Origin of the sequence: Mycobacterium marseillense (assembly GCF_010731675.1) — a bacterium.
GTDB lineage: Bacteria > Actinomycetota > Actinomycetes > Mycobacteriales > Mycobacteriaceae > Mycobacterium > Mycobacterium marseillense.
Genome location: NZ_AP022584.1, coordinates 964255 through 977085, shown reverse-complemented (window position 1 = coordinate 977085; position 12831 = coordinate 964255). Strand labels below are relative to the sequence as shown.

The 12831-nt window shown below is 70.0% G+C and carries 7 protein-coding genes and 1 pseudogene; 3 read left to right on the top strand and 5 right to left on the bottom strand.

Annotated elements, in window-relative coordinates; all coding sequences use genetic code 11:
* The 4 genes from G6N26_RS04410 to G6N26_RS04395 all read right to left on the bottom strand — a co-directional run bounded on the left by G6N26_RS04410 (position 1) and on the right by G6N26_RS04395 (position 5163).
* The gene (locus G6N26_RS04410; protein WP_067175596.1) at positions 1–762 is read right to left on the bottom strand and encodes a CPBP family intramembrane glutamic endopeptidase; all 762 of its coding nucleotides are present in this window, start codon (positions 760–762) and stop codon (positions 1–3) included.
* 110 nt (positions 763–872) lie between these two features.
* A complete protein-coding gene (locus G6N26_RS04405) occupies positions 873–3248 on the bottom strand; it encodes a phosphoketolase family protein (protein ID WP_083020058.1) in 2376 nt (791 codons plus the stop codon).
* Between the two features lie 30 nt (positions 3249–3278).
* On the bottom strand, positions 3279–4139 hold the full coding sequence (locus G6N26_RS04400) for an SDR family oxidoreductase (protein WP_067175590.1): 861 nt from the start codon (positions 4137–4139) through the stop codon (positions 3279–3281).
* A 100-nt stretch (positions 4140–4239) separates the two neighbouring features.
* Positions 4240–5163 carry an undecaprenyl-diphosphate phosphatase gene (locus tag G6N26_RS04395; RefSeq protein ID WP_083020056.1) on the bottom strand — a complete coding sequence of 308 codons (924 nt, stop codon included), beginning with the start codon at positions 5161–5163 and terminating at the stop codon, positions 4240–4242.
* A 206-nt stretch (positions 5164–5369) separates the two neighbouring features.
* Here G6N26_RS04395 and G6N26_RS04390 point away from each other — a divergent pair.
* The 3 genes and pseudogenes from G6N26_RS04390 to G6N26_RS04380 all read left to right on the top strand — a co-directional run bounded on the left by G6N26_RS04390 (position 5370) and on the right by G6N26_RS04380 (position 11620).
* Positions 5370–7777 (top strand): annotated as a pseudogene (locus G6N26_RS04390) (CaiB/BaiF CoA-transferase family protein).
* Positions 7778–7869: 92 nt separating this feature from the next.
* Positions 7870–9354: an acetyl-CoA acetyltransferase gene (locus tag G6N26_RS04385; RefSeq protein ID WP_083020054.1), complete on the top strand. Its 1485-nt coding sequence runs from the start codon at positions 7870–7872 to the stop codon at positions 9352–9354.
* A 112-nt stretch (positions 9355–9466) separates the two neighbouring features.
* Entirely contained in the window at positions 9467–11620 is a 2154-nt protein-coding gene (locus G6N26_RS04380; RefSeq protein ID WP_083020052.1) for an NAD-dependent epimerase/dehydratase family protein, read from the top strand.
* Here the strand turns inward: G6N26_RS04380 and G6N26_RS04375 are convergent.
* Positions 11594–12826: an NAD(P)/FAD-dependent oxidoreductase gene (locus tag G6N26_RS04375; RefSeq protein ID WP_083020050.1), complete on the bottom strand. Its 1233-nt coding sequence runs from the start codon at positions 12824–12826 to the stop codon at positions 11594–11596. The two genes, G6N26_RS04380 and G6N26_RS04375, sit on opposite strands and share 27 nt — an antisense overlap.
* Positions 12827–12831 lie beyond the last annotated feature (5 nt).

Sequence of the window (12831 nt, the reverse complement as noted above, 5' to 3'; positions counted from 1 at the left end):
TCAGGTGGACAGGTGCCACACGAACGCCGCGGCGAGCGCACCCAGCCCATTCAGTGACCAGTGCAAGGCGATCGGCGCGATCAGGCTGCCGCTGCGCCGGCGCAACCAGCTGAAGACGAACCCCGCGGCTCCCGTCGCCACCACGGCGCCCGCCACCCCGGTCAGCATCCCCACGATCCCGCCGCCGAACAGCCGCGTGAAGCCCACGTTGCTGCTGGTCAGTCCGAACGACGTGGCCACATGCCACAGACCGAACAGCAGCGAGCCCGCCAGCGCGACCCCGCGAAAACCCCACGCCCGGTTGAGCGCGCCGTGCAGCACACCGCGAAACGCCAACTCCTCGGGGATGACGGTCTGCAGCGGGATGATGACCATCGAGGCGACCATCGCGCCCGAGATCGTGGCGTAGCGGTTGTTCAGGAACATCGGCCGGGTCGCCGGCAGCAGCACGCCCACCGCGATCACCGAGGCCACGACGGCCACGGCCGCCAGCGCATAACCCAGTCCCGGCTTCCAGTGCTCGCGGCCCAGACCGAGGTCCACCCAGCCCAAACCACGGCACCGCATCAGGATGACCAACCCGACGGCGGCGGCCGGGACGGTGGCCACGCTCGCCCACGGCGTGGTGAAGTGCGCGATCAGATCCGTCAGGACGAGAACGACGACGACGACGGCGATGTCCAGATGGATCCGGAACCGGTGCAACGCCGAGGGCTGAGACGCCACGGGGTGAACGTCGGCTGTCTCGGTGGCCTCAAGCATCCGGCCAGTCTACCGGCGGGCCGGCGCCCGACCGGCTACGCGATTGCCGTCACAGATGTCTCATTGCCCCTTTGTTCCGGTCGGATGGGTCGCCTCGCTCGCATCACTCACTACGCTCGTTCTGCTCGCTCGGCTCCCCAGGTCCATCCCGAAATCGCCGGGTCGTCCTCGCCGTGCTCGCGGGTGTACATCCGCGCGGCCAGGCGGGCGTCGACCATGCGCTGGCGCAGCATGGCGGCGCGGCTGGCCAATCCGTCGACGCGGTCGATGACGTCGAGCACCAGATGGAAGCGGTCCAGATCGTTGAGCATCACCATGTCGAACGGCGTCGTCGTGGTGCCGCGTTCCTTGAAGCCGCGCACATGCATATGCGCGTGGTTGGTGCGGCTGTAGGTGAGCCGGTGGATCAGCCATGGATAGCCGTGGTAGGCGAAGATGACCGGCCGGTCCGGGGTGAACAGCGCGTCGAACTCGCGGTCCGGCAGGCCGTGCGGGTGCTCGGTATCGGGCTGCAACCGCATCAGGTCGACGACGTTGACCACCCGAACCGCCAGCTCCGGCAGCTCGGAGCGCAGGATGTCGGCGGCGGCCAGCGTCTCCAGCGTCGGGATGTCCCCGGCGCACGCCAGCACCACGTCGGGTTCGTCGGTGGCCGTGCTCGCCCACTCCCAGATGCCCAGGCCGCGGGTGCAGTGCGCGATGGCCTCGTTCATGTCGAGGTAGGCCAGCGCGGGCTGCTTGCCGGCGACGATGACGTTGATGTAGTCGCGGCTGCGCAGGCAGTGGTCGGCCACCGACAGCAGCGTGTTGCCGTCCGGCGGCAGGTACACCCGGGTCAGCTCGGGGCGCTTGTTGGCGACAAGGTCGATGAAGCCCGGGTCCTGGTGGGACGCGCCGTTGTGGTCCTGGCGCCACACGTGCGAGCTCAGCAGGTAGTTCAGCGACGCGATCGGCCGCCGCCACGGCAATTCCCGGCTGGTCGCAAGCCATTTCGCGTGCTGGTTCATCATCGAGTCGACGATGTGCACAAACGCTTCGTAGCAGTTGAACAGGCCATGGCGCCCGGTCAACAAGTAGCCTTCCAGCCAGCCCTGGCACAGGTGCTCGGACAGCACCTCCATCACGCGGCCGTCGGGCGCCAGGTGCTCGTCGTCGGGCTCGGTCTCGGACAGCCACACCTTGTCGGTCGATCCGTAGACGGCGTCGAGCCGATTAGACGCCGTCTCGTCGGGCCCCAAGAGCCGGAACCGATCCTTGTTGCGCGCGATCACGTCGCGCAAGAACCCGCCCAGCACCCGGGTGGCCTCGTGGGTGACGGCCGCCGGCCGCTCGACGGCGACGGCGTAGTCGCGGAAGTCGGGCAAATCGAGGTCGTGCAGCAACAGCCCGCCGTTGGCGTGGGGGTTGGCGCTCATCCGCCGATCGCCGGTGGGCGCCAGCGCCCGCAGCTCCGGCCGCAGCCGGCCGGCCTCGTCGAACAGTTCCCCGGGCCCATAGCTGCGCAGCCACTCTTCGAGCTGGGCACGGTGTTCGGGATTGTCGCGCGTCGCGGCCAGCGGCACCTGGTGCGAGCGCCAGGTGCCCTCAACCTTCTTGCCGTCCACCACCTTTGGCCCGGTCCAGCCCTTGGGCGTGCGCAGCACGATCATCGGCCACACCGGCCGCTCGACCCCGTTGCCGCCGCGCGCGGCGCTCTGGATGGCCGCGATGTCGTCGAAGGCGTCGTCGAGGGCGGCGGCCAGCTGTTGGTGCACATCGGCCGGGTCATCACCGGCGACGGTGATCGGCCGATACCCGTAACCGCGCAGCAGTGATTCCAGTTCCGCGTGCGGGATGCGGGCCAGCACCGTCGGGTTGGCGATCTTGTAGCCGTTGAGCGCCAGGATGGGCAGCACGGCGCCGTCGGTCACGGGGTTGAGGAACTTGTTGGAGTGCCAGCTGGCGGCCAGCGGCCCGGTTTCGGCCTCACCGTCACCGACGACGCAGGCCACCACCAGATACGGGTTGTCCAGCGCGGCGCCGTACGCGTGCACCAGCGCGTAGCCGAGCTCACCGCCCTCATGGATGGATCCCGGCGTCTGGGCCGCGACGTGGCTGGGGATGCCGCCGGGGAAGGAGAACTGGCGGAACAGCTTGCGCAGGCCCTCGGTGTCCTCCTCGATGCCGGTGTAGACCTCGCTGTAGGTGCCCTCGAGGTAGGCGTTGGCGACCAGCCCGGGCCCGCCGTGACCCGGCCCGGTCACGTAGATGACGTCGGCGTCGCGGCGGCGGATGACCCGGTTCAGGTGCGCATAGACGAGGTTGAGCCCGGGGGTGGTGCCCCAATGCCCCAGCAACCGCGGCTTGACGTGATCGACGGTCAGCGGCTCGGTGAGCAGCGGATTGTCCAGCAAGTAGATCTGCCCGACCGACAAATAATTGGCGGCGCGCCAGTACTTGTCGAGCAGGGCGAGTTCGTCGTCGGAGAGCGCGGGTGCGGCGGTCATCTCACCGATTGTTCCCGCCGATCCCTCCTGTTACTCCTCCCCGCGGGCGCGGGCTTCGTACGCCTGCCGCTTTTCGACGTCGACGTCGTCGGTGAAGACGTGATCGCCGCCGAGTATCCGGTTGAGGCCTTCGGCGATGCGGCGCGGCCAGAATTTCTGGGACACCACCATCGCGCCCGCGGCCTTGGTGATCCGCACCCGCGGCTTGGGGTGCGCGACCAGGTTGACGATGGCGTCGGCGATCTCGGCGGGCTCCGCGTTGCGGAACCCCTTCATCCCGGGCGTCCCGGCCACCAGTTCGGTGTTGACGAACGTCGGCAGCACCGTGGAGAACTTCACCCCGGCCGAGCGGTACTCCAGCCGGGCCGAGTCGGTGAACGCGACCACCGCGTGCTTGCTGGCGCAGTAGGTCGCCAGGCCGACGATGTAGAGCTCCCCGGCCAGCGAGGCGACGTTGATGACGTGGCCTTTACCGCGCGGCACCATGCGTTGGGCCGCCAGCTTGCTGCCCAGCATCACGCCGTAGACGTTGATGTCCAGGATCCGCCGGGTGACCGCGTCCGGCTCGTCGACGATGCGGCCGACGGGCATGATGCCGGCGTTGTTGATCAGCACGTCGATCGGGCCGAGCTGGCGTTCGACGTCGTCGAGGAAGTCGGCGAACGAGTGCGGGTCGGTGACGTCGAGTTTCCCGTAGACGTCGAGGCCCAGGTCGGCGCCCGACTCCTTCACCCGCACCTCGTCGACGTCGCCGATGGCGACCTTGGCGCCCAGGTTGTGCAGCGCGGTCGCGGTGGCCAGGCCGATTCCCCGGGCTCCACCGGTGATGACTACCACCTTGTCGCGAACTTTTCCGCGGACCTTGAGGCCGAGGGAACCCGTGTCTGCCATGTTCGGTGCCTTCCAGATTCTTGACGGGTGTCAACTAGACAATCCGGTAAGCACAGCACTCGAAGTCCGGCCGCGCAACAACCGGTCGGACCGCGCGGGGTCAGCGCACGGCGAGCCACACCAGGCTGGCACCGCCGGCCAGGGCGCAGTAGATCGCGAACGGGGTCAGCGTCCGGGTCTGGAAGTACCGCGTCAGGAAGCGCACGGCGAGGTAGGCAAAGACGAACGAGGCGACGCTGCCGACCAGCACCTGCCCGCCGATGCCGGCGCCCAGCGGCCCGAACAGCTCGGGGATCTTGTACACCCCGGCGGCCAGGATGATCGGCGTCGCGAGCAGGAAGGAGAAGCGGGCGGCATCCTCGTGCGACAGGCCGCGCCACAGGCCGGCGACGATGGTGATCCCCGACCGGCTGATACCGGGGAACAGGGCCAGGATCTGCGCGGCGCCGATCACCAGGCCGCGCGGCAGCGGGAGTTGGGCGAGCCGCAGATCCGAGGCCTCGTCGCCATGTTCGAGCTCCGCGTCGGCCGGTGCGGGCCCGCCCGCCGCGGGCGCGGGCGCGATGCGGCGGCGCAGCACCTCGCCGACGTACAGGGCGATGCCGTTGAGCAACAGAAACGTCGCCGCCGGAACGGGTTTGCCGAGCGTGGTCCGGAACAGGTGCTCGAGCGCCAGGCCGGCCAGGCCCACCGGGATGGTGCCCGCCACGATCAGCCAGGCCAGCCGTTCGTCGGGCGTCTGAATGCGGCGATACCGCAACGAGGAGAAGAACCCCGACAGGATGCGCACCCAGTCGCGCCAGAAGAACAGCAGCAGGGCGGCGGCCGTCGCCACATGGAGGCCAACGATGAACGCCAGGTAGGGCGAATGGGGCGCCGAGACGCTGAGGTCTTCGGCCCACCGCCCGCCGACGAGCGCCGGCACCAGCACCGCGTGCCCCAGGCTCGAGACCGGGAACAGCTCGGTGACGCCCTGGAACGCGCCGACCACCACGGCCTCGACGTAGCTCAAGTGCGCGGTCATAGCGGATGCCTCCATCAGACGACGGGTCGCGGTCGGCCTGTGACGATAGCCCACGCCGCGCCCGCGCGGCGTGCCGACTAAGCGTTCGGCGCGGCGTGACCGGGCGTTCGTCGAATCCGCTTGTCCACCCGGCCTTTTGGACGCCTCGTCGCCCGGACGGGCCGGTGAGCGGCCGCCGTGCAACGCCCTGACCAGGCAGGTACGGTGTGCAGATGGTCGACGGGTTGCTCGATGCCGTGCGCGTCCTCGACTTGTCGAGTGGGGTCGCCGACGCGGTGACACGCCTGTTCGCCGACCTGGGCGCCGACGTGTTGAAGGTGGAACCGCCGGGCGGCTGCCTGGCGCGTGACGCGCTGCCGACGCTGCGCGGCGCCAGCATCCCGTTCGCCGTGCACAACGCCAACAAACGCGGCGCGGTGCTCGACCCGTTCGACGACGAGGACTGCGCCCGCTTCCTCGATTTGGCCGCCGACGCCGACATCGTCGTGGACACCGGCGCCGACGAGCGCGGCGCCATGTTCGGGACCTCCGGCGAGGAGCTGGCCGCCCGCTACCCGCACCTGGTGGTGCTGTCGATCACCGACTTCGGCGCGACGGGCCCGCGGTCCTCGTGGCGCGCCACGGACCCGGTGCTGTACGCGATGTGCGGCGCGCTGTCGCGGTCCGGCCCCACCACCGGAACCCCGGTGCTGCCACCGGACGGCATCGCGTCGGCCACCGCGGTCGTCCAGGCGGCGTGGGCCGCGCTCGCGGCCTACTACAACCGACTGCGTTGCGGGACGGGCGATTACATCGACTTCTCGTGGTTCGACGCGGTCGTCATGGCCCTCGACCCGGCGTTCGGCGCGCACGGGCAGGCGGCAGCGGGCATCCGGCGTACCGGGCGGTGGCGGGGCCGCCCGAAGAACCAGGACGCCTACCCGATCTATCCGTGCCGGGACGGCTACGTCCGGCTGTGCGTGATGGCGCCCCGGCAGTGGCGCGGCCTGCGGCGCTGGCTGGGGGAGCCCGAAGACTTCCAAGATCCCAAATACGACGTCATCGGCGCGCGCTTCGCGGTCTGGCCGCAGATCAGCGAGCTGCTGCAGCAGCTGTTCGCCGACCAGACCATGAAGGATCTGGTGGCCGCCGGCCAGGCGCACGGGGTGCCCATTGCGGGGTACTGACCCCGGCGCGGATCCTGGGGTCCGAACACTTCCAGGCGGTCGGCGCGATCACCGACGCCGAGCTCGTCCCCGGCGTGCGCACCGCCGTGCCGACCGGATATTTCGTGGTGGACGGGCGACGCGCTGGTTTTCGCACACCGGTGCCCGCCGCGGGTCATGACGAACCGTACTGGCGCGGCAATCCGTCGGTGGTGCCGTCGGCCTCGGGCCGGCTCGGCGACTATCCCTTTGCGGGACTGCGGATTCTGGATCTGGGCATCATCGTCGCCGGCGGCGAGCTGAGCCGACTGTTCGGTGATCTGGGCGCCGACGTGATCAAGGTCGAAAGCGCCGATTACCCCGACGGTTTGCGCCAGGCCCGCGTCGGCGAGGCCATGAGCGAGTCCTTCGCCTGGACGCACCGCAACAACCGGGGATTGGGGCTGGACCTGCGCAGCGCGGAGGGAAAGAAGATCTTCGGCCGCCTCGTCGCCGAGGCCGACGCGGTCTTCGCCAACTTCAAGCCGGGAACCCTTGGCGCACTGGGGTTTTCCTACGATGAGCTGCGTGCCATCAACCCGCGGATCGTCCTGGCCGAAAGCAGCGCGTTCGGCGACTCGGGGCCGTGGAGCGCGCGGTTGGGGTACGGCCCGCTGGTGCGCGCAACGACCGGTGTCACCCGGCTCTGGACATCCGACGGCCCGGGGGAGGAGGCCGACTCGGCGCGCCACGCGTTTTACGACGCGACGACGGTGTTCCCCGACCACGTGGTGGGCCGCGTCACCGCCATCGCCGCGCTGGCCGCGCTGATCCACCGCAACCGGGCCGGTGGGGGCGCCCACGTCCACATCTCGCAGGCCGAGGTCGTGGTCAATCAGCTCGACACCCTCTACGTCACGCAAGCCGCGATGGCGGCGGGCGTCGCCCAGATCCGCCAGGACACCGGCCTGCACGCCGTCTATCCGTGCGCCGGCGATGACGAATGGTGCGTCATCTCGATCCGCTCGGACGACGAATGGCGGCGCGCCGCTTCGGTTTTCGACCACCCCGACTGGGCGGACGACCCGCGCTTCGCCACCGGCGAAGCGCGGCTGGACAATCGGGGCGAGTTGGTGCAACGGGTCTCGGCTTGGACCCGCACCCGGACCCCGGCGCGCGCCGCCGAGCTGCTGCAGTCGGCCGGAGTTCCGGCCGGGCCGATGAACCGCCCGCCCGATATCCTCGAAGACCCCCAGCTGATCGCGCGCAACGTCTACAGCGCGATGACACATCCGCTCATCGAGAACCCGCTGCCCGCCGAGACGGGACCCGCGCCCTACCGCCACATTCCGTCGGCCCGCCAGGCCCCGGCGCCTCAGCCCGGGCAGGACACCGTCGAGATCTGCCGAAACGTGCTGGGAATGAACGCCGCCGACATCCAGCGGCTGATCGACGACCGCGTGCTGTTCGGCCCGCCCGACAACGCCTGAGTCATCCCCGATCGCCCCAGTGCGCGGCCAGCCGTACGCTCGCGCCCGAATGTGCGGCGGGCCGAACACCCGGTGTCCGATACGTTCTTCGTATGACCGTTGACCCCAGGACCCCGGTTTTGATCGGCTATGGCCAGGTCAACCATCGCGACGACATCGATCCGGCCACGCGGTCCGTCGAGCCCGTCGACCTGATGGTGGCCGCCGTCGAGAAGGCCGCCGACGCCGCGGTGATCGAGGCGATCGACTCCATCCGGGTGGTCAACATCCTGTCGGCCCAGTATCGGGATCCCGGCCTGTTGCTCGGGCAGCGCATCGGCGCCTCCGACTTCAGCACGCTGTACAGCCCGGTCGGCGGCAATGTGCCGCAGTCGCTGCTCAACCAGGCGTGCCTGGACATCCAGGGCGGCCGCGCGGGCGTCGTGCTGCTGGCCGGCGCCGAAACCTGGCGGACCCGGCGGGGGTTGCGGGCCCAGGGCTCCAAGCTGGTGTGGACCGAGCAGGACCGCTCGGTCCCGATGGCCGAGGTGAGCGGCGACGACGTTCCGATGGCCGGCGAGGCGGAGATCAGGATCTCCCTGGACCGCCCGGCGTATGTCTACCCGCTGTTCGAGCAGGCGCTGCGGGTGGCGCGCGGCGAGTCGATCGACGATCACCTCAAGCGCATCGGGGAGCTGTGGGCGCGGTTCAACGCGGTGGCGGTGGACAACCCGCACGCGTGGATCCGTAAGCCGTCGTCCGCCGACGACATCCGCGAGGCGGGCCCGCAGAACCGGATGATCAGCTGGCCCTACACCAAGTTGATGAACTCCAACAACATGGTCGACCAGGGTGCTGCGCTCGTCTTGACCTCGGTCGAGCAGGCGACGCGGCTGAACATCCCGGCCGAGCGCTGGGTGTACCCGCACGCGGGCACCGACGCGCACGACACACCGTCCATCGCCGAGCGTCACGAACTGCACCGGTCCACGGCCATCCGGATCGCCGGTGCGCGGGCGCTCGAGCTGGCCGGCCTGGGCGTCGACGACATCGATTACGTCGATCTGTACTCGTGCTTTCCCTCCGCGGTGCAGGTGGCGGCCGCCGAGCTCGGGCTGAGCACCGACGACCCCGCCCGCCCGCTGACCGTGACCGGCGGGCTGACGTTCGCCGGCGGCCCGTGGAGCAACTACGTGATGCATTCGATCGCGACGATGGCGGAGTTGCTGGTTGCCAATCCGGGCCGGCGCGGTCTGATCACCGCCAACGGTGGCTATCTGACCAAACACAGCTTCGGCGTCTACAGCACGGAACCCCCGGCCGAATTTCGTTGGGAGGACTCACAACCGGAGGTCGACCGGGAGCCGACGACCGACGCGGTGGTCGAATGGGAGGGCGTCGGCACCGTCGAGGCCTGGACGACGCCGTATGACCGCGAGGGGCGGCCGGAAAAGGCCTTTCTGGCGGTGCGCACCCCCGACGGGTCGCGGGCGCTGGCCGTGGTGACCGACGGCGCGGCGGCGCAGGCCTCGGTGCGTGACGATCTCGGTGGCGCCAAGGTTGCCGTCGCCGCGGACGGCAGCGCGACGCTGCAGTAGCCCCGTCAGTCGCACGGTGGCCGGTCAGGGGCGCCGATCGTGGGTAACGGTCGCGTAGCCTATGCCGACTTGCCTATTGTTGAGTGCTGAGGGTTGGGGGAGGTGAGCCCAGGTGCACATCCTGGTTACCGACGCCACCGGCGCACTCGGGCGCCTGGTCGCTGGGCAACTGATCGCTGCCGGGCACACGGTCAGCGGCATTGCTGAGCTACCGCATCCCTGCCTCGACCGCAACGTCGAGTTTGTTTGCGCGTCGCTGCGTGACCGGGCCTTGCGGGAGCTCACCGACGAGGCCGACGCCGTCATCCACCTGGCCCCCATCGACCCCAGCGCGCCCGGCAGCGCCGGCATGGACGGGCTTGCGCGGGTCACCGACGCGGCCGCCCGCGCCGGCTCGCGTCTGTTGTTCGTGTCGCAGGCCGCGGGGCGGCCCGAGCTGTATCGACCGGCCGAGGACCTGGTGTCCTCGAGTTGGGGGCCCACCGCGGTCATCCGGATCGCACCGCCGGTCGGACGCCAACTGGACTGGATGGTGTGCCGCACGGTGGCCACGCTGTTGCGCAGCAAGGTCTCCGCACACCCCATGCGGGTGTTGCACCTCGACGACCTGATGCGGTTTTTGGTCCTGGCGCTGAACACCGACCGCACCGGCGTGGTGGACCTGGCCAGCCCGGACACCGTCAACATGGTCACCGCCTGGCGGGTGCTGCGAGCCGCCGACCCGCGCTCCCGGCTGCATCGGGTCCGCAGTTGGGCGCTACTAACTCCGGAGCTCGATGTCGCTGCGGCACAAGAGGATTGGATGTTCTCGTACGGCTGGCACGCGCTTGACGCGGTCGCCGATACCGCGCGGGGACTCGTCGGCCGCCGGCTCGACGCCGCCGGCGCGATCAACCAGGGGGGACAGCTCGCGCTGCCCGTTGAGGTGCTGCCGCACACCCGGCGGCCGGGCGACGACGTGCACACCGCCGCGCCGGAGGGCCTGGAGGGCGAATTCGACGATCAGATCGATGCGCGGTTCCCGGTTTTCAGCGCCGCCGCCCTGGCCGAGGCGCTGCCCGGACCCCTCACCCCGATCACGCTGGACGTCCAACTGAGCGGACTGCGCGCCGCGAGCCGGGTGCTGGGGCAGGTGCTCGCGCTCGGCGGCGTGGCCGATGCCGAATGGGGCACCAGGGCCATCGCGGTGTTCGGCCACCGCCCCTACGTCGGGGTGTCGGTCAACATGGTCGCGGCCAGCCAGCTGCCCGGCTGGGACCAGGACGCCGTCGCGCACGCCCTCGTCGGTCAGCCCCAGGTCGGTGATCCCCTGCCGTTCGGCGAGCCCGCCTGGACGGCCGGCGCGCTCGGCTCGGTCGCCAAGGCGGTCGCCGCGGGACGCTCGGTCGCGCTCTTGCGTCACCTGCGGGCGGACACCCGGGCGTATTGCGCCGCCGCAGCAGCCGAGCACCTCGATGCCACCCAACTGGCGTTGCTGCCGGAAGCCGCGCTGGAGGTGCGTCTGCGGCTGTTGCGCGACCGCATCCACCAGGGCTGGATCCTCAACGCGCTCTGGCTGATCGACAGCGGTGTCACCGCCGCGGCGCTGGTCCGCAGCCAGGCCGGGCGCAGCGTGCCGGGGATGGGCATGATCACCGACAGCGGACTCGTCGCGGCGGAGACCGCGGAGTTGGCGTCGATGCTGCGCGCGGACCCGCCGTTGGCCGCGCTGGCCGCCGAGGGCAACCTCGCGAGCATTCGTGCGCTGTCGCCGAAGACCGCCGCCGCCCTGGATGCGGTCGTCGCACGGATCGGGCACCGCGGCCCGGGCGAGGCCGAGCTGGCCAGCACAACCTTCGACGACGACCCGACGATGTTGCTGACCGCCGCCGCGGCTGCCGCACCCCCCGAGCCCGCGCCGGCCACCCTGGCCGAGCGCGTTAGCGCCAATGCGCGCGGTTCACGGGAGCTGGCCCACGACACCACGATGCGGTTCACGCACGAGCTGCGGATGACGTTGCGCGCGTTGGGATCTCTGCGGGTCGAGGCGGATTTGATCGACGCCGTCGACGACATGTATTACCTGACGTGCAATGAACTTGTCACCATGCCGGGCGATGCGCGGCTGCGGATCAAGCGGCGCCGCACCGAACGCGAACGCCTGCAGGCGCAGTACCCACCGGACGTCATCGACGGCGCCTGGGCACCCGTCCCGCGCAACGCTCTTGGTTCGGGCGGCGAGCCCGCCGGCGAGGAAGGCTCAGCCGAGCAGCTCGCCCAGGGGTGAGCGCGGGTCGGCCAGCTTGTCGGGGTCGACGCAAGCCTGGGACCGGATCAGCGCCTTGACGTCGTCGAGCACATCCCAGATGTTGACGTTCATTCCGGCCAGCACCCGGTTGTCGCCGTCGAGCCAGAACGCGACGAACTCCCAGCCGGCGACGTCGCCGCGGAACACCACGCGCTCGAAGCTGGGGGCGTGGCCCGCGTACTCCATGCCGAGGTCGTACTGATCGGTGAAGAAATAGGGTAGCTCCGCGTATTCGCCTGGCGTGCCCAGCATCCCGGCCACCGCCACGGCGGGCTGCTTGAGCGCGTTGGCCCAGTGTTCGGTGCGGATGCGGGTGCGCAGCAGCGGGTGTTCGGCGGCGGCGATGTCGCCGACGGCATAGATGTCGGGGTCGCTGGTGCGCAGCGATGCGTCGACCAGCACCCCGCCGTCACCCAGGGACAGCCCGGCCTGCTCGGCGAGTTCGATGTTTGGCTTGGCGCCGACGGCTACCAGCACGGCGTCGGCGGCGATCGTCGCTCCGTCCCGCGTCCGCAGGCCGGTGGCCGAGCCGTCGGCCTGGGTGATCTCCTCGACCTGCGTCTCGAGCCGAAGGTCCACGCCGTGTTCGCGATGCAGGGTGGCGAACACCTCGCCGACGGTCTCGCCCAGCGCGGCCAGCAGCGGTTGTTTGGCGGTTTCCACCACGGTGACGTCCACGCCTCGCTGGCGCGCACCGGCAGCCACCTCCAGCCCGATCCACCCGGCGCCCACCACCGCGAGCGAAGTCCCTTCGGTCAGAACGGCATTCAACGCCGCGGCGTCTTCGTAGGTGCGCAGGTAATGCACACCGGCGGAGTCCGATCCCGGTATCGGTGGGCGCCGCGAGGCCGATCCCGTCGCCAGCAGCAGCTTGTCGTAGCCGATCGTGGTGCCGTCGGGCAAGCCCACGGTGTGGTCGGCGGCGTCCAGGGAGGCCACCCGTGTGTTGAGCCGGAGGTCGACGTTGTGGTCCCGGTACCAATCGGAGTTCTGCACGGTGAAATCGGTCAGCGATTTCTTGCCGGCCAAATACTCCTTCGACAGCGGCGGCCGCTCGTAGGGCAGGTGCTCCTCGTCGGCGAACACGATGATATGTCCATCAAACTCATTGTCGCGCAATGCCTCTACGGCTTTTGCTGCCGCGAGTCCGCCGCCGATGATGACGAAGCTGGTCGAGTTGCCCATGGATC

What these genes read in the sequence shown, in the direction of transcription:
- G6N26_RS04410 (WP_067175596.1), bottom strand. Translation starts at nt 762, where the DNA reads ATGCTTGAGGCCACCGAGACAGCCGACGTTCACCCCGTGGCGTCTCAG.
- G6N26_RS04405 (WP_083020058.1), bottom strand. Translation starts at nt 3,248, where the DNA reads ATGACCGCCGCACCCGCGCTCTCCGACGACGAACTCGCCCTGCTCGAC.
- G6N26_RS04400 (WP_067175590.1), bottom strand. Translation starts at nt 4,139, where the DNA reads ATGGCAGACACGGGTTCCCTCGGCCTCAAGGTCCGCGGAAAAGTTCGC.
- G6N26_RS04395 (WP_083020056.1), bottom strand. Translation starts at nt 5,163, where the DNA reads ATGACCGCGCACTTGAGCTACGTCGAGGCCGTGGTGGTCGGCGCGTTC.
- G6N26_RS04385 (WP_083020054.1), top strand. Translation starts at nt 7,870, where the DNA reads ATGACCGTTGACCCCAGGACCCCGGTTTTGATCGGCTATGGCCAGGTC.
- G6N26_RS04375 (WP_083020050.1), bottom strand. Translation starts at nt 12,826, where the DNA reads ATGGGCAACTCGACCAGCTTCGTCATCATCGGCGGCGGACTCGCGGCA.